This is a genomic window from Micromonospora sp. HUAS YX12 (assembly GCF_040215685.1).
Classification (GTDB): domain Bacteria; phylum Actinomycetota; class Actinomycetes; order Mycobacteriales; family Micromonosporaceae; genus Micromonospora; species Micromonospora tulbaghiae.
The window spans coordinates 4,802,219-4,819,364 of the sequence record NZ_CP157974.1 but is presented as its reverse complement, the minus strand read 5'-3'; the positions used below and the strand labels follow the sequence as shown (position 1 = coordinate 4,819,364).

Sequence of the window (17,146 nt, the reverse complement as noted above, 5' to 3'; positions counted from 1 at the left end):
CAGGTCAGGCCGGCCAGGCGTGACCGATCCCGTCGAGCAGCAGGACCACGCCCTCGGTGGCCGCCTCCCGGTCCCGGGAGATCTCCCGGTACTCCGGGGAGTTGGACCAGCGCTCGAAGTCCTCGCGGCTGCCGAACGACAGCAGCACCGCCTTCTGGTGCGGCCAGTCGCCCTCCACCACGCGGGGGGCGGTGTCGGCGGCGAGCAGCTTCCCGCCGTAGCGGGCCAGCACCGGCGGGAAGGCGGCGGCATACCTGTCGTAGCGCGCCCGGTCGTGGATGGTGAGCTGTGCGAGGGCGTAGACGGTCACCGGCTCAGGCTACCGAGCGCGGTGTCGTCCGTCAGGTCGGCCGCACCGCCGCCGCGGCCCGGCCGACTGTCCGCTGTGCTCTAGCGATTATGCCTCTGACCTGCGGATACTGATAGCAGGCTCGTGCGCGCCCCGCGCCGGGTGGGGGGAAAGAGGTGGGGCACGATGATCGGACAGGAGACCCAGCCGGAGGCCATACCCGAGCCTCGGACCACGCCGGAGGACCGGCCCGTCCGGCCCGCCGCGCCGGTTCCCAGCGCGGTGTGGCAGGTCCGCGTACGGACCAAACTCGACGACCTGTACCAGCAGCTCGCGGTGCTGTCGCAGCGCGACCCCGAGCGGGCCGAGGCGCTGCGCGCACAGCTGTCCGGGGTGGAGGGGGTGCTCGGACGCAGCGGCGTGGTCGAGTGGTTGCGCGGCGGCAACCTGGAGTACGCGTGGCAGACGATCCACTCGGTGGAGCGGGCCATGGTGGCGCTGCGCAGCCCGGACGAGCTGACCGGGCTGCTGCCGGCGTACCGCAGCGCGGCGGCCCAGGTGCTGCCGGCCGACGACAAGGTGCTCACCGACCTCGATCCGGCGGCCGGCACCACGTCCGACGCGCTGCTGCGCGCCCGGGTGCAGGCGTTACTGCTGCGCTACCACTCCGCGTCCGACGAGTTCCACGAGTCGGCCCGCCGGCTGCGCAACCGGATGCTGGGGCTGTCGGTGTTCGCACTGGTGGCGGAGATCCTGGTGGTGCTGGTGCAGTGGCGCAGCCACGACGTACGGCTGCTGGAGGCGCCGACCGACGCCGGTGGCGTGCCGGCCTGGCGGCTGCTGTTCTTCGTGCTGATCGCCGGGGCGCTCGGGGCGTTCCTCAGCGCGCTGCCCTCGATGATCACCTCACGGTCCGGCGGGCTGCCCTACAAGCTGCCGTTCCAGCAGGGGCTGCTGAAGCTCGCGATCGGCCCGCTGGTCGCGGTGGTCGGCATCATGCTGGTCATCGGCGGCCTGGTGGAGACCAGTGTGAGCAGCACCGCCGCGCTGCTCGGCCTGGCGATCGTGTTCGGCGCCGGGCAGCAGGCGGTCACCGCGTTCGCCGACCGGCGGGCGGCCGAACTACTCGGCCCGGCCGCCGAGAGCTGATGCCGCGCGGCGGCCATCCGGCCTGGGTAGCCTGATCCCATGATCTTCATTACCGCGAAGTTCCGGGTCCGTCCGGAGGACGCCGACCGCTGGCCGCAGATCGCCGCCGACTTCACCGCCGCCACCCGGGCCGAGCCCGGCTGCCTGTGGTTCGACTGGTCCCGCAGCCTGGACGACCCGACCGAGTACGTACTGGTCGAGGCGTTCCGCGACGACGAGGCGGGCGCGGCGCACGTGCAGTCGGAGCACTTCCGGACCGCCCAGCGCACGCTGCCGCCGCACCTGGCCGAGACGCCCAGGATCGTCAGCGTGACGGTGCCGCAGCAGGACTGGTCGCGCCTGGGCGAGATGGCGGTGCCCGGCGACGCCTGAGCTGAAAATTTCCCACGGCTTGCCGCCCAGGCATTGAAGCTTGTTTTCACCTCCGGTTACCCTCGGCGGAGAGATCCACCATCCACCGTGGAGGAGCTGAAGGATGCGCAAACTGATGGCGGCACTCGGCGCCGGGGCGATGACGGCCGCGGGCCTGCTCGCGGCCGCGACACCGGCCCAGGCCGCGGCCTGCACCCTGGTGCAGTCGGAGATCTACAACGGTGCGAACCTGATCGCCTGGTCACGCGGCCTGGACGGCTGCTCGGGTGACGTCTACTGGGAGATCCAGTCCGATGACGGCGGCACGTGGCAGGTGACCGACAGCGGCACCACGCACTACGACGACCAGGTCGTCAGCTACTACGGTGACGTGGACCTGCCGTGTCACCTGCGGGTGTACGCGGCGTTCGGGGAGCAGAAGCGGCTGACCCAGCCGGTGCGCAACAACAACTGCGCGGGCTGAGCACCGGCCGGGGCGCGCGCGACGCGCCCCGGCCGGCCCGCGGTCAGGGGATGGTCAGGCCGTACGCGGCGAGGATCTCCAGGATCGGCTGGTAGTAGCTGGTGCCGCCGCTCGTGCAGTTGCCGCTGCCACCGGAGAGGACGCCGATGACGGTGCCGGTCGCGGCCACGTAGAGCGGGCCGCCGCTGTCGCCCGGCTCGGCGCAGATGTTCGTGCGGATGAGCCCGGTGACGCTGCCCTCGGCATAGTTGACAGTCGCGTTCAGCCCGGTGACGGTGCCGCACCGCACGCCCGTGGTGGCGCCGCTGCGGCAGACCGCCTGCCCGACGTACGCGCTGCCGGCGGCGGTGACGGTGACCTGCCCGGGGTAGGTGTGGACCGCGCTCGGATGGGCGACGGTGCCGGTGTAGCGGACCACGCCGTAGTCGTTGCCGGGGAAACTGCTGCCGGTCCGGCTGCCCAGCACCGTGGTGCGGGCGCTGTCGGCGTACCAGGTGGCGGCGAGGCGGGTGCAGTGCCCGGCGGTGACGAAGTACCAGGTGGGGCCGCTGCGCACGTTCGCGCCCAGTGAGCAGCGCCCGCCGCCGCCGTAGATCGCCTGGCCGCCGGCGATGAGCGTGCGCAGCCGCCCGGGTTCGTGGCGCAGCACCGCGCCGGCCCGGTCGGCGGTCCGGCGCAACGCGGCCAGCTCCCGCCCGCGTACCGTGTCGTCGGCGGTGACCGTGAGCCGGCCGGTGGCCGGGTCGTGCCCCCAGGCGGTGCCGGGCGTGCGGAGATCGGCGAGCGCGGCGGGTACGGGCGGCGGTGCGGCGCCGGCCCGGGCGACCGCCGGGGTGCCGGCGAGCAGGGCGGCGAGGACGAGTACGACGAGCGCGGGTCGGCGCATCCTCCAGGACCTCCTCCATCGTCTACGGTCGATTCGCCCAAGCATCGGCCCGCGGGCGCGATCGACTCAAGCGGCAGAACCGGCGGTCCCCGAAACTTCCGGAGCCGCAGCGGGCGGCACGGGCGTGCCCACAGGCGGTGCCCGCCCGGGGATCCCGCCCGTCCACCCGGCGCCGCGTGCCCCGATGTCGGCGCATCGAGGTGATTAAGTTTTCGGAACGCTTCCGGTAAGCTCCGGGCAGAGATTCGCTTCGATCCACTCACGATGTGCCGGGGAGTCACTCCCTGACCTGGCGCGGCCACCGGGCGGCCGCGCGGAGCCGACGTCGTGGCGGGCGGTGGACGAGGCGAGCCGATCCCATTGACAGGCTAGAGAGGCGTTCAGATGGACAAGGTGCTCGCCCGCGGCAGCGGGAGCGCGGCAGCCCGGTCACGCCCGCGGACCGCTGTGATCGCGATGGTGGCGGGGGCCGCGGTGGTCGCCGCGACGATAGCGGTGGCGACCAGTGCCAGCGCCGGCACGACACTCGGCGCGTCGGCGGCGGAGCAGGGCCGGTACTTCGGCACGGCGGTGGCGGTCAACAAGCTGTCCGACAGCACGTACGTCGGCATCCTCAACCGCGAGTTCAACTCGGTCACCGCCGAGAACGAGATGAAGTGGGACGCCACCGAGCCGTCCCAGAACCAGTTCAACTTCACCAGCGGCGACCGGCTCGTCGCGCACGCCCAGGCAAACGGCATGCGGGTACGCGGCCACGCGCTGGCCTGGCACTCGCAGCAGCCCGGCTGGGCGCAGAACATGTCCGGCAGCGCGCTGCGCCAGGCGATGCTCAACCACGTCACCCGGGTCGCCACCCACTACCGCGGCAAGATCGACTCCTGGGACGTGGTGAACGAGGCGTTCGACGACGGCAACAGCGGCGCCCGCCGCAACTCCAACCTGGAGCGCACCGGCAGCGACTGGATCGAGGCCGCGTTCCGGGCCGCCCGCGCCGCCGATCCGGGCGCCAAGCTCTGCTACAACGACTACAACACCGACAACTGGTCCTGGGCCAAGACGCAGGCCGTCTACAACATGGTGCGGGACTTCAAGGCCCGGGGCGTGCCGATCGACTGCGTCGGTTTCCAGTCGCACTTCAACAGCGGGTCGCCGTACCCGAGCAACTACCGCACCACGCTCCAGAACTTCGCCGCGCTCGGCGTCGACGTGCAGATCACCGAGCTGGACATCGAGGGCTCGGGCAGCAGCCAGGCCACCACGTACGGCAACGTGACCCGGGACTGCCTGGCCGTGCCGCGCTGCAACGGCATCACGGTCTGGGGTATCCGGGACACCGACTCCTGGCGGGCCAGCGGCACCCCGCTGCTGTTCGACGGCAGCGGCAACAAGAAGCAGGCGTACACCGCCGTGCTGAACGCGCTCAACGAGGGCGGCACCCCGCCGCCGACCACCGCGCCGCCGACCAGCACCCCGCCGACCTCGACGCCGCCGACCAGCACCCCGCCGACCAGCGCGCCGCCGACGACTCCCCCGCCGACCGGCGCCTGCACCGCGACGTTCACCGTCAACCAGTGGCCGGGCGGCTTCGTCACCAACGTCCGCATCACCGCGGGAGCCGGCGGGCTCAACGGGTGGGCCGTGTCGCTCACCGTGCCCTCCGGCTCGGCGGTCACGAACACCTGGAGCGCCCAGGCCAGTGGCACCACCGGTGCGGTGACCTTCCGGAACGTGGACTACAACCGCCAGGTCGGTGCCGGTGGCACCACCGAGTTCGGATTCCAGGGCACCGGTACCGCGCCCTCCGGCACGCCGGCCTGCGCGGCCGGCTGACCGTCGGCGCGACCCGGCACGGGACCACCGTGCCGGGTCGCGTCCCCGGCGGGCACCGGCCGGCGACCGTACAGTGGGGTAGGTCCTGTTCCACCGTTTCGCCGGAAGGACCACAGTGAACCGACGCATCAGGACCGCCCTCGGCGTCGCCCTGACCGCCACCCTCGTCACCACCGCCGCCCCGGCACCCGCCACCGCCCACGACCGCCGCCCGAGCGTCATCGCGCTACCGGACGGCTTCCAGCCGGAGGGCGTCGCCGCCGCCGGCCGGTACGCCTGGTTCGGGTCGCGGGCCACCGGCGAGATCTACCGCGCCGACCTGATCACCGGAGCGGGCAAGCAGGTCAGCCCCGCCACCGGCACCCCGTCGCTCGGCCTGAAGGTCGACCCGCGGGGCCGGCTCTTCGTCGCCGGCGGCACCGCCGGTGACGCCCGGGTGATCGACACGCGCACCGGCGCCGTGCTCGCCCGCTACCGGTTCGCCGACGCGCCGACGTTCGTCAACGACGTGGCGCTCACCCGCGACGCCGCCTGGTTCACCGACTCGAACCGGCCGGTGCTCTACCGCCTGCCGCTGGGACGCGGCGGCAAGCTGCCGCCCGCCGACGGCTTCACCACGCTGCCGCTGACCGGCGACTTCCAGCAGACCGGCACCGGCGTCAACCTCAACGGCATCGTGCCCACCCCGGACGGGCGGGCGCTGATCGTCGTGCAGTCGAACACCGGCACGCTGTTCCGGGTGGACCCGGCCACCGGCGTCACCGCCGCCGTCGACGTGCCGGGCACCACGTTCGTCAACGGCGACGGCCTGCTGCTGCTCGGCCGCACGCTGTACGTGGTGCAGAACCGGCTCAACCAGATCGCCGTGGTCGAACTGAACCGCGCCGGCACCACGGGCGCGCTGCGCCGCGTCGTCACCGACCCGGACTTCGACGTGCCGACCACCGTCGCCAGCGCCCTCGGGCGGCTCTACCTGCCGAACGCCCGGTTCACCACCCCGCCGACGCCGACCACGCCGTACACGGCTGTCGCGGTCGACGCCCGCTGATCCGCTCCGGCCGCCACCCCGCCCGGGTGGCGGCCGGCCGGCTCACTCCTCCGCCTCCGGGCCGAGCAGCCGGATCTCCTCGATGTCGATGGCCGCCTGGAGCTGCCGCAGCACCGTGTCGTCGATCTGCCCGCTGTTGCGCAGCCGGGTGATCTCCTGCCGCTTGTGGTCGAGTACCCGCAACCGCAGCCGCCGGGCCATCTCCCTCTCCCCCTCCGCGTCCTCACCGCCAGGGTCGCGGACGTCGGCCAGATGATCCTCGTAGTCGGCACGCAGCCGGTCCACGGTGTCCTGCGTGGCGCCCACGTCGCCGGCGGCCCGGGGCAGCGCCTCCAGGGCGGCCTCGGTGGCCCGGATCCGGGCCCAGCGCACCTCGTCGTCGCGTTCCCGGTCGCCCACCAGGCCCGCCCAGCTGACGACAGCGGGCAGCGTGGTGCCCTGCACCAGCATGATCAGCACGATCACCACGACGGTGACGAAAATGATCAGGTCGCGTTCGCGCACCGCGCTCCCGTCGTGCATGGTGACCGGCACAGCGAGCGCGGCGGCGAGCGAGACCGCGCCGCGGAAACCGGCCCAGCCCACGGCGGTACGCATCCGGCCGTCGAAGTGCCGCGACCGGCTCGACTCGCGCCGGTCCACGCGTTGCAGCGCCGACACCGACAGGTGCACCCAGACCAGCCGGGTCACCACCACGACCACCGCGACGAGCGCCGCGATGCCGAGCGACGCCGCCGGCGAGTGGCTGGTGATGTTGCGCAGCGAACGCGGCACCTGCGTACCGAGCAGCACGAAGAGACCGCCGTTGATCATGAAGGTGGACAGGTCCCAGAACGCGAGCGCGGTGACCCGGGAACGGGCCCGGATCACCCGGGGTGCGGCGTAGGACAGCAGCAACCCGGACACGACCACCGCGAGCACGCCGCTGGCGTGCACCGCGTCGGCGAGCAGGAACGCGACGAACGGGGTGAGGATGCTCAGCCCGCCCTCGCGCATCGGGTCGTCGACGTGCTTGCGGATCAGCACCACGACCGCGCCGACGAGCAGGCCCGCGGCCACCCCGCCGAGCGACTTGCCGACGAACTCACCGGTGAGCGTCAGCGGATCCGGCACCGTCCCGCCCGCGACCACGCCGGCCGCCACGGCGAACAGCACGAGCGCCGTACCGTCGTTGACCAGGCTCTCCGCGCGCAGCGTGGTGAGGATGCCGCGCGGCATCCGCTTGGCCAGCCCGGCCACGGCGGCGGCGTCGGTCGGGGCCAGGACCGCGCCGAGCACCCAGGCGGCGGCCGGCTGCACACCGAGGGCCTGCGCGGTGTACGCGACGGCGACCATCGTGATGATCACCAGCACGACGGCGAGCCCGACGATCACCGTGAGGTTGGCCCGGATCTCGCGGAGGCTGATGACCAGGCTCTCCCGGTAGAGGATCGCCGGGAGGAACAGCACCAGCACGACCTCGGGGTCGAGGACCAGGTTGTCGAACGGCGGCAGCAGGCCGATCAGCGCGCCCATCGCGATCAGCAGGACCGGCGGCGCGACGCTGTAGCGACCGCCGATCGTGGTGCCGACGAGCACGGTGGCGCCCAGCACCGTGATCAGCAGGAGTGCTTCCACGCCGTACCCCCGTCACCGTCCGCCGGGAATCACGGTGCCCTACGGCGGCGGCCCGGCGCGGCGGAACGGGTGATCGTTACTCGAAGCGGGCCGGGTCGCCGGCGCCGCGGCGCAGGATCTCCGGTTCCGGACCGGACAGGTCGACCACTGTGGTCGGCTCGAGCCCGCAGTCCCCGGCGTCGACCACGGCGTCGACGAGGTGGTCGAGCCGTTCCTTGATCTCCCAGCCCTGGGTCATCGGCTCGTCCTCGCCGGGCAGCAGCAGCGTGCTGGTCAGCAGCGGCTCGCCGAGTTCGGCGAGCAGCGCCTGGGTCACCGTGTGCCGGGGTACGCGTGCCCCGACCACCCGCCGCCGCGGGTCCTGCAACCGGCGGGGCACCTCGGCGGTGGCCGGGAGCAGGAAGGTGTAGCTGCCCGGGATGACGGACTTCACCTGCCGGAAGACCGAGTTGCTGAGCTTGACGAACTGGCCGAGCTGGGCGAAGTCGGCGCACATCAGCGTGAACGGGTGCCGCTCGTCGAGCCGCCGGATCTCCCGGATCCGCTCCACGCCGTCGCGGTTGCCGATCCGGCAGCCGAGCGCGTAGCAGGAGTCGGTCGGGTAGGCGATCACCCCGTCGGCGCGCAGCAGGTCCACCACCTGCCGGATCACGCGGGGCTGGGGGTTGTCCGGATGCAGGTCGTAGTACCTCGCCACGCCGGCCAGCCTATGTCCACGCCCCGGCGGGCGCTGGTTTGGCCGGGGCGGTTTCCGGAAACAGGTGGGGGCCGTTCACGACAGGGGGACCGAATCATGTCCGAAGCCAGCACAGACCGCGTCGCCGACCGCCCCGCGGAGGTGACCGATCCGCTGCTGTGGGACCTGGCCGCCGCGGTGGCCGACGCGCACCAGCCGGACGCCGAGCGCGTCTGCGCCAGCCCGAGCTGCGCCGGGGCCGCGTGGCCGTGCGCGGCCTGGAACAACGCGCAGGCGGGGCTGAGCGCCGCCCGCGCGCCGCGGCAGTCCGCCACGTCGCCGCAGTCCGCCTCGACGCGGCCTGTCACCGGGCAGCCGGGTGCCGCCGGTGAGCCGGGCACGGTCGCGGCGCGGACCGGCGCGCGGAGCCTCGCCGCCACCGCCGCCTGACTCAGCGTAGGCGCAGGCGTTCTCGCGCCGCCCCCGGCCGTCTCGGCCGGGGGCGGCGCTGTCGCGTGCCGTCGAGGCTGGTCAGCGCGCTCCACGGGAGGACTGGAGGGTCCGCCGCGAGCGTGGGAGAGCGCTCTCTTTGGTAACAAGACATTGACGGATCCGTAACCCGAACCTTACTGTCCCTTCTCAAGAGAGCGCTCTCACGCCTGCTGGACCACCACTCCGTACCCCCGCCTTCTTCTCGTGAAGGGGACCTCCATGACCCACCTGCGGGACTTCTCCCCCGACCCCGTACCCCCGGCCGCGCCCGTCCCGTCCCCGGCCCGGCGGCGCGGTCTGCGGGCGACCGCCCTCGTCGCCGCGTCCGTGCTGGCCGCCGGCCTGCTGGGCGTCGTGGTCGGCGGTGGCGGCACGGCCACCGCCGGCGCCGTCGGCGCGGGCAGCTTCACCGAGACGCGGCCGCCCGGCGCCCTGCTGCCCAAGGGCTGCGGCGCGATCAGCACCAACCCGCGCATCTTCACCACCGCCGACGCGCCCGCCGGCGCCATCCCCACGAACGACTGGTGGTCGTCGCTGATCTGGAAGCGCAACAACTGCGCCGGCAGCGAGAACCTGCACGCCCACCCGCTGGCGTTCAAGGCCGAGAACAACGGGCTCGGCCTGTCGTACACCACCACGGCGGCGATCAGCGGGACCGCGACCGGCGTCGGCGAGTTCCACTACCCGTACGGCGAGGACGTCCGCGTCGGGATGCCCGGACTCTCCGCGCCGGTGGTCAAGGCCGCCGGCTGGAGCGACTGGACGGTCACCGCCGACTGGAGCGACGGCACCCGCACCATGCGCGCCACCATCGGCCACGGGCTGCCGTTCAGCTACTACACGGTCAGCGGCGGCACCGCACAGCTCACCGCCACCGCGACGCCCACCGTGTGGCGCAACTCCGGCGCCACCATCGGCTTCACGGTCAACGGCCACGACTACGTCGCGTACGCCCCGACGGGTGCGACCTGGACCGTCAACGGCGCCGGCATCAGCTCGACGCTGGCCGGCAAGGGGTACTTCTCGGTCGCGGTGCTGCCCGGCGGCGGCGACCGGGCGGCCCTGGCCGACACCTACGGCCGGTACGCCCACGCCCACGTCACCGGCACCCGGATGAGCTACACGTACGACCCGTCGGCGGGAACGGTGCGCACCACGTACGCGTTCACCACCACGCCCCGTGAGGGCAGCGAGACGAAGACGGTGGTGGCGCTCTACCCGCACCAGTGGCGCAGCCTCACCGGCGCCACCCCGATCTCCCCGACGTACGTCTCGGCGCGCGGCGCCATGCGGGTTCTCACCGGCGTGCCGTCGTTCACCACCACCATGCGCTTCACCGGCGTGCTGCCCGAGGTGCCCGCCGTCGGCGACTCCAGCGGCGCGGACCTGTCCACCGTCACCGGCTACCTCAACGCCGAGCAGGGCAACCCGGAGGGCGTCAGCGGCCCGGACACCTACTGGGCCGGCAAGGGACTCGGCCGGGCCGCCCGGATCGCCGAGATCGCCGACCAGCTCGGGCAGACCTCGGTCCGCGACGCGGCGCTGACCGCGATGAAGAACCGGCTGACCAACTGGCTCACCGCCGGCTCCGGCGAGACCGGCCAGCTGTTCTACTACGACCGCAACTGGGGCACGCTGATCGGCTACCCGGCGTCGTACGGCTCCGACGAGGACCTCAACGACCACCACTTCCACTACGGCTACTTCATCGCCGCCGCCGCCACGGTCGCCAAGTTCGACCCCGGCTGGGCCGACGACAGCCGCTACGGCGGCATGGTCGACCTGCTCATCCGCGACGCCAACAACTACGACCGCGCCGACAGCCGCTTCCCCTACCTGCGGGACTTCGACATCTACGCCGGGCACGACTGGGCCTCCGGGCTGGCGCCGTTCTTCGCCGGCAACAACCAGGAGTCCTCGTCGGAGGGGATGAACTTCGCCAACGCGCTGATCCAGTGGGGTCAGGCCACCGGCGACACCGCCGTCCGCGACGCCGGTGTCTACCTGTGGACCACGCAGTCCGCGGCCATCTCCGAGTACTGGTTCGACGTGTACGACCAGAACTTCCCGCCCGCGTTCGGGCACAAGACGGTCGGCATGGTGTGGGGCGACGGCGGATCGTACTCGACCTGGTTCTCCGCCGCGCCGGAGATGATCCAGGGCATCAACATGCTGCCGATCACCGGTGGTCACCTCTACCTGGGCGACTTCCCGGAGTACGTCAAGGCGAACTACGCCGAGCTGGTCACCAACAAGGGCGGCCCGCCGACGGTGTGGCAGGACATCATCTGGGAGTTCCTGGCCCTCGGCGACGGCGAGCAGGCGCTGCGCAATTTCCGGGCGAACAGCGGATTCACCAGCGAGGAGGGCGAGAGCAAGGCGCACACGTTCCACTGGATCCGCAACCTGGCCGCGCTCGGCACGGTGGACACCACCGTCACCGCGAACCACCCGCTGGCGAAGGTGTTCGTCAAGAACGGCGCCCGCACCTACGTGGCGTCGAACATCACCGCCCAGCCGCTCACGGTCACGTTCTCCAACGGCACGACGCTCGCCGTGCCGGCCGGGAAGACGGCCACCTCCGGGGCGTACACGTGGAGCGGCGGCAACGCCACCGGCGGCGGAACCGTGCCGACCGGTCCCCCGCCGACCACGACGCCCACCCCGGCCCCGACCACCGCCAGTCCCACGCCGACCACCGCGAGCCCCAGTCCGAGTACGAGCAGCCCGTCGACGCTGAAGCCGGTCCGGTACCTGCGCTCCGGCGGCGGGCTGGACGGGACCGCCGGCACCGCCGGCACGGTGAACGTGGCGGCGGCGAACGGCAACTCCGACGGCACGCCGGTCAACCCGCAGGTGTTCACCGCCACCGGGCTCACCGGCACGTACACCGGCGGGGCGACCGCGTTCGACCTGGCCGTCGACGCGGGCACCGCGGTCGGCAACGGCGTCCAGATCCGGGTCTCCTACGACCTGACCGGCAACGGCAGCGTCGAGCGGGTGGAGACCTACCGGTACTTCGCCACCGATCCGATCCCGGGCGCGGAGCGCTACCGGCAGACCCAGGGTCTGCTCTCGTCCACCGGCACGCTGGGCAACCTGTCCGGCGGCACGGTACGCGTCGAGGTGTGGAACGCCATCGGCGGCGCGCCCACGATCCTCGGCGTCGGCAACAGCTCGACCGTCACGCTGCCGTACGGCTCCTGACCCGCGGTTCCGGCGCCCCGGCCCCAGTGGCCGGGGCGCCGGTTCGCGACCGGGTCACGGCCAGCGGGTGGCGGTGGCCTCGAACAGCTCGCCGTCGCTCGCCACCGGGATGACGCACAGCAGGTGGCCGCCCGGCGCGCGCAGCACGTGGCAGTCGCCCCAGCGGGAGACGGGCGTGGCGCCCAGCCCGCGCAGCCGCTCGACCTCGGCCGTCACGTCGTCGGTCTCGATGTCGAGGTGGTATCGGGGCGCGTCGCCGACCGACTGCACGGCGCTGACCAGTCCGGGCACCACGTCGGCCAGGCCGGTGAACTCCGGTTCGGCCGGATCGGTGCGCAGGTCCGCGCCGAGCGCGGCGGACCAGAACGCGGCCGCCTCCCCCGCCTCGCCCTGCGGCGCGTCGATGATGAGGGCGTACAACCGCGATCGATGCATCGCCCGAGCCTAGCCACGACGGCCGGCTGCGGATCAGCCGGTCACCTCGGCCAGCAGCTCCAGCAGGTGGCGGTACGGCTGCCCGGTGGCCCGCGCCAGCCCGATCTCGCAGGTGCGGTTCACCGAGGCGTACCCGTCGAAGGGGCGTGCCGCGACGGCGGCGGCCTCGGCCCGGGTGGCCGACGCGGTCAGCTCCGGATGCAGCAGCCCCCGGTCCCCGGCGAAGCCGCAGCACTGCCAGCCCTCCGGCACCACCACCTCGTCGGCGACCGCGCGGGCCACGGTGAGCAGCGCGTCGTCCAGGCCCAGCCGGGTGGACGAGCAGGTCGGGTGCAGCGCGAGCGAGCCGATCCGGCGGCGCACGGTCAGCCGGGGCAACAGCGTGCCGGCGGTGTACGCGACCGCGTCGACGACCCGCAGGTCCCCGGCGCCGTCGAGCAGCCGCTCGAAGCCCTCGGTGCAGGACGCGGCGTCGCTGACCACCGGCAGCGCGCCGTCGCGGCTCGCCGCGCGCAGCACCGGCGGCACGCGGTCGCGCACCGCCCGGTAGCCGTCGGTGAGCCCCTTCGAGGACCACGGGGTGCCGCAGCACAGGTCGCCGACGCCGTCCGGCACGAGCAGGCGTACGCCGGCCCGCTCGGCGAGCGTGAGCAGCGCGGCGGCCACGCCGGTCCCGCCCTGCGCCGGGGCGAACAGCGTGCCCAGGCAGGAGGGGACGAACACCGCGTCCGGGTCGTCGGCCGGGTGGGGGCGGCGCGGGGCGCCGCCGCGCGGCAGGTCGCGCTGCCACTGCGGTACCCGGTCCGCGCCGAGCACCGCGCGGGCGGCCCGGGTGGCCGCCTCGGGCAGCGCGGGCGGCAACGTGCCGGCCAGGTCGAGTCCCCGGGCCATGCCCCGGGTGGTGGCGCCCCAGCGGCGGGCCGCGCCGCGCCAGGCTGTCCCCGCCGCCCGGCCGTGCTCCTGGGCCCGCAGCCGCTTGACCAGGTCACCGGTGTTGATCAGCACCGGGCAGGCGGTGGCGCACATGCCGTCGACCGCGCAGGTCTGCACCGCGTCGTAGTCGTAGTCGTCCGTCAGCTCCCGGACCAGCGCGGTGTCGCCGGCGGCCTGCGCGGCGGCGATCTCCCGGCGCAGCACGATGCGCTGCCGGGGCGTGGTGGTGAGGTCGCGGCTGGGGCAGACCGGCTCGCAGTAGCCGCACTCGACGCAGCGGTCCACCTCCTCCTCCACGGCCGGCACCGTCTTGAGGTGCCGCATGTGGATCTCCGGGTCGTCGCTGAGCAGCACACCCGGGTTGAGCACGCCGTCCGGGTCGCAGAGCGTCTTCAGCTCGCGCATCACCTCGTACAGCTCGTCGCCGAACTGGCGGCGCACGTACGGGGCCATCACCCGGCCGGTGCCGTGCTCGGCCTTGAGCGTGCCGCCGTGGCCGAGCACGAGGTCGACCATCTCCTCGGTGAAGTCGGCGTAGCGCGCCGGGGCCTCGCCGCCGTCGAAGCGCTCGTTGAGCATGAAGTGAAGGTTGCCGTCCTTGGCGTGGCCGAAGATGACGCTGTCGGCGTACCGGTGGCGGTCGAACAGGTCGGCGAGCGCGGCGCAGGTGCCGGCCAGCGCCTCCACCGGCACTGCGATGTCCTCCAGCAGCGCCGTGGTCCCGGACGGGCGGGCGCCGGCCACGGCCGCGTACAGGCCCTTGCGGATGTGCCACAGCGCGGCGCGGGCGGCGGGCTCGCCGCTGAGCCGGGCCGATGCGCTCAGCGGCAGGCCGGACAGCACCGGCCCGGCGCCTGCGACCCGGTCGGCGAGCGCCTCCGGGTCGGACTCCTGCCACTCCGCGAGCAGCGCGGCGTGCCCGCGCACGGCCAGGCCGCGCAGCGCGGCGTCCGCCTTCGGGTCGCGCTGGGCCACCCGCAGGGCGGCGGCGTCGAGCAACTCGATCGCCGCCGGCCCGGCGGCCACCAGCGCCGGCATGGCGGCCATCGCCTCGCCCAGGGAGCCGAAGACCAGCAGGCCGGTCGCGGCGTGCCGGTGCACGGGTACGGTGCGGAACGTCGCCGAGGCGACGAACGCGAGCGTGCCCTCGCTGCCCACCACGAGCCGGGTGAGCAGGCCGGCCGGGTCGTCGTGGTCGAGGAACGCGTTCACGCCGTAACCCATGGTGTTCTTCATGGCGTACTGGGCGCGGATCCGGCGCACCGAGTCGGGGTTGCCGCGTACCCGGTCGCGCAGCCGCAGCAGCCCGGCGTGCAGCTCCGGCTCGGCGGCGCGCAGCCGGGCGTCGGCGTCCGGGGCCCCGGTGTCCAGCACGGTGCCGCTGGGCAGCGCGAGGACCAGCGACTCCAGCGTCCGGTACGTGTTGAACTCGGTCCCGCAGGTCATGCCGCTGGAGTTGTTGGCGACCACGCCGCCGACCGTGCACGCGGACTCGCTGGCCGGGTCGGGGCCGAGCTTGCGGCCGTACGGTGCGAGCCGCGCGTTCACCTGCCGCAGCACCACCCCCGGCTGCACCCGTACCCGCCGCCCGTCGTCGAGCACGCTCAGGTCGCGGAAGTGCCGCCGCACGTCGACGAGCAGCCGGTCGGTGACCGCCTGGCCGCTGAGGCTGGTGCCGCCGGAGCGGAACGTCAGCGCGGTGCCGGTGCGGCGGCCGTACGCCAGCAGCGCGGCGACCTGACCGGCGTCCCGCGGCGTGATCACCGCGCCGGGATGCAGCAGGTAGTGCGAGGCGTCGTGGGCCATCCGCAGCCGGTCCGCGGCCCGGGTCGCCACGCCGCCGGGCACCACCGACTCCAGCCCGGCCCGCGCGGACTCGCTCAGCTTCGTCATGATCACCGCACCTCCCCCGGCCCACAGTAGTCACGCACGGCGCGGCTCAGTCCGCGGTGATCCGGTCCAGCACCCGCCGCTGGAACGCGCGGGCGGCCGGACCGGACGGCGGCGTACCGCCCCGGCGGGCGTCGATCGAGGCCCGGATCAGCGCGGCGTCCGGGTCGTCGGCGGCGACCCGCAACCCGGCGTCGGCCTTGCCCAGCCAGACGCCGTCGCGGCAGCGCACCAGCGCCCGGCAGGCGCCGAGCACCGCGTCCTCCGCGCCGGGGGCCGGTTCGTCGCCGGGCGGCGTGGGCAGCGCCAGCCACCAGCGCAGCGCGTCGGCCAGCAGCGCCCGCAGCGCCTCCGGCGACGGGTCGGCGAACACGCCGGCGGCGGGCGGGCCGAGCAGCGTAAGGCCGGACTGGCGCAGGATGCTGCGGTCCAGCGCGTACCAGAACCGTCCGTCGGCGGCCGGCCGGTCGCCCGGGTCACAGGTGGCGCGGAACGGCATCGTGGCGCCGCTGTTCAGTTCGACCTCGAAGCCCGGCTCGGGAGTGCCGGAGGCGGCCACGTCGCGGCGGTAGACCACGAGTTCCAGGCCGCGCGCCGGGCAGGGCAGCGACTCGTGCCGCAGCCGGTCCACGAGCAGACGCTTGTCCGCCTCCGCCAGCGGCCCGGCGACCAGCAGCGCCACGTCCACGTCGCTGCGCCCCGGCTGGTACGCGCCCAGCCCGACCGAGCCGGCCGCGTACGCCCCGATCAGGTCGTCGCCGAGCACGTCCCGGGCGCGGCGGACCAGTTCGGCCAGGTAGTCGCGGATGTCGTCGCGCATTCCGGCATCCTGCCCCGGCCCGTCCGCGGTCAGTCCGCCGGGTCGGGACAGCACACGGTCAGCGCGCCCGGAACCACAGTGACCTTGAGCCGTTTCGCCTTGCCCCGGGCGCCGCCGTCCAGCTCGTACGTCTTCGGCGCGTCGAACCGCACCCGGATCTTGCGACCGCGGGTGATCCGTACGAACGGCGACTCCTCGGAGCGCCCGGCGGCCATCCGGCCCAGCGTGCGCGCCCAGTCCACCGCGCCGCTGGCGGTGGACACGCCGACCTCCAGCGCCCCGTCGTCCGGGCGGGCGTCGTCGAAGGCCGGGATGCCGCCGGTGATGGTGCCGACGTTGCCGAACAGCACGCAGCTCGCCTCGTCGTCGAACCAGTCGGCGCCGTCGACCCGGATCCGGGTCCGTACGCACTCGCCGCGCACGTGCCGCAGCCCGGTCCAGACGTACGCGATCCGGCCGAACCGGCCCTTGAGCTGCCGGTCGGCGTCACGGATCAGGTCGCCGTCGAAGCCGGCGCCCGCCATCACCGCGAAGTGCTCCCCGTTGATCCGGCCCAGGTCCAGCTCGCGGCGGCGGCCGTGCAGCGCGATCCGTACCGCCTCCGGCAGGTCGACCGGGATGCCCAGGTTCACCGCGAACAGGTTGGCCGTGCCGGCGGGCAGGATGCCCATCGGCACGCCGCTGCCGGCCAGCGCGTCCGCGCACCGCTGCACCATGCCGTCGCCGCCCCACACCAGCACCAGCTCGGCGCCGGAGTCCAGTGCCGCGCGAACCCGCTTGGGCGCCTTGCGGCTCTTCGGCACCTCGTACCAGAGCAGCCGCCCGACCCCGGCGCCCACGAGCCGGGAGCGCAGCTCGTCGAGCCCGCCCCCGAACGTCTTCTTCCGGTGGGCGACCACAGCCACCACACCGGCCGGGGGCGCGGCGGGAGCGGGGGCGGTGTCCGGGCGTTCGGCAGTACGCGTGTCCATGGCCCGGCTGGTACCCGGACGCCACGGATCCCACGCCTGCGCCCGGCGCGACGCGCCCGATTCGGATC

The 17,146-nt window shown here is 73.8% G+C and carries 15 protein-coding genes; 7 read left to right on the top strand and 8 right to left on the bottom strand.

The genetic code is table 11. The features are described from left to right. Positions 1–4: 4 nt before the first annotated feature. On the bottom strand, positions 5–310 hold the full coding sequence (locus ABIH81_RS22930) for a DUF1330 domain-containing protein (protein ID WP_349876953.1): 306 nt from the start codon (positions 308–310) through the stop codon (positions 5–7). A 165-nt stretch (positions 311–475) separates the two neighbouring features. Between ABIH81_RS22930 and ABIH81_RS22925 the strand changes: the two genes are divergently transcribed. From ABIH81_RS22925 to ABIH81_RS22915, 3 genes are all read left to right on the top strand, one after another. After that, positions 476–1,438 carry a hypothetical protein gene (locus tag ABIH81_RS22925; RefSeq protein WP_349876951.1) on the top strand — a complete coding sequence of 321 codons (963 nt, stop codon included), beginning with the start codon at positions 476–478 and terminating at the stop codon, positions 1,436–1,438. A gap of 39 nt (positions 1,439–1,477) precedes the next feature. Beyond that, on the top strand, positions 1,478–1,810 hold the full coding sequence (locus tag ABIH81_RS22920; protein ID WP_349876949.1) for a putative quinol monooxygenase: 333 nt from the start codon (positions 1,478–1,480) through the stop codon (positions 1,808–1,810). 103 nt (positions 1,811–1,913) lie between these two features. Then, positions 1,914–2,273 carry a hypothetical protein gene (locus ABIH81_RS22915; protein WP_349876947.1) on the top strand — a complete coding sequence of 120 codons (360 nt, stop codon included), beginning with the start codon at positions 1,914–1,916 and terminating at the stop codon, positions 2,271–2,273. Between the two features lie 43 nt (positions 2,274–2,316). Here the strand turns inward: ABIH81_RS22915 and ABIH81_RS22910 are convergent, their stop codons facing one another. Then, the gene (locus ABIH81_RS22910; protein ID WP_349876946.1) at positions 2,317–3,159 is read right to left on the bottom strand and encodes a S1 family peptidase; all 843 of its coding nucleotides are present in this window, start codon (positions 3,157–3,159) and stop codon (positions 2,317–2,319) included. A 384-nt stretch (positions 3,160–3,543) separates the two neighbouring features. On the opposite strand from ABIH81_RS22910, the gene ABIH81_RS22905 reads away from it, so the two are divergent. Next, positions 3,544–4,989 (top strand): endo-1,4-beta-xylanase, encoded by a 1,446-nt coding sequence (locus tag ABIH81_RS22905; protein ID WP_349876944.1) that lies wholly within the window; start codon positions 3,544–3,546, stop codon positions 4,987–4,989. Positions 4,990–5,104: 115 nt separating this feature from the next. Continuing rightward, positions 5,105–6,037, top strand: a complete 933-nt coding sequence (locus tag ABIH81_RS22900; protein WP_349876943.1) for a superoxide dismutase — start codon at positions 5,105–5,107, stop codon at positions 6,035–6,037. 42 nt (positions 6,038–6,079) lie between these two features. On the opposite strand, the gene ABIH81_RS22895 is transcribed toward ABIH81_RS22900, so the two are convergent. Then, entirely contained in the window at positions 6,080–7,654 is a 1,575-nt protein-coding gene (locus ABIH81_RS22895) for a Na+/H+ antiporter (RefSeq protein ID WP_349876941.1), read from the bottom strand. 76 nt (positions 7,655–7,730) lie between these two features. Beyond that, the gene (locus ABIH81_RS22890; RefSeq protein WP_349876940.1) at positions 7,731–8,351 is read right to left on the bottom strand and encodes an L-threonylcarbamoyladenylate synthase; all 621 of its coding nucleotides are present in this window, start codon (positions 8,349–8,351) and stop codon (positions 7,731–7,733) included. A gap of 96 nt (positions 8,352–8,447) precedes the next feature. Here ABIH81_RS22890 and ABIH81_RS22885 point away from each other — a divergent pair, with 96 nt between their 5' ends. Further along, the gene (locus ABIH81_RS22885) at positions 8,448–8,780 is read left to right on the top strand and encodes a hypothetical protein (RefSeq protein ID WP_349876939.1); all 333 of its coding nucleotides are present in this window, start codon (positions 8,448–8,450) and stop codon (positions 8,778–8,780) included. A 261-nt stretch (positions 8,781–9,041) separates the two neighbouring features. Continuing rightward, the gene (locus tag ABIH81_RS22880; protein ID WP_349876937.1) at positions 9,042–12,029 is read left to right on the top strand and encodes a glycosyl hydrolase; all 2,988 of its coding nucleotides are present in this window, start codon (positions 9,042–9,044) and stop codon (positions 12,027–12,029) included. A 54-nt stretch (positions 12,030–12,083) separates the two neighbouring features. On the opposite strand, the gene ABIH81_RS22875 is transcribed toward ABIH81_RS22880, so the two are convergent. Genes ABIH81_RS22875 through ABIH81_RS22860 form a run of 4 tightly spaced genes read right to left on the bottom strand, consistent with a single transcriptional unit; the run spans position 12,084 to position 17,078 of the window. Next, complete coding sequence (locus ABIH81_RS22875) at positions 12,084–12,464, bottom strand: VOC family protein (RefSeq protein WP_349876936.1); 381 nt, start codon at positions 12,462–12,464, stop codon at positions 12,084–12,086. Between the two features lie 33 nt (positions 12,465–12,497). Further along, positions 12,498–15,290, bottom strand: a complete 2,793-nt coding sequence (locus tag ABIH81_RS22870; protein ID WP_349876935.1) for an FAD-binding and (Fe-S)-binding domain-containing protein — start codon at positions 15,288–15,290, stop codon at positions 12,498–12,500. Positions 15,291–15,336: 46 nt separating this feature from the next. Further along, entirely contained in the window at positions 15,337–16,107 is a 771-nt protein-coding gene (locus tag ABIH81_RS22865) for a nucleotidyltransferase domain-containing protein (RefSeq protein ID WP_349876933.1), read from the bottom strand. Positions 16,108–16,136: 29 nt separating this feature from the next. Then, positions 16,137–17,078, bottom strand: a complete 942-nt coding sequence (locus ABIH81_RS22860; protein ID WP_349876932.1) for a diacylglycerol kinase family protein — start codon at positions 17,076–17,078, stop codon at positions 16,137–16,139. Positions 17,079–17,146: the final 68 nt, after the last annotated feature.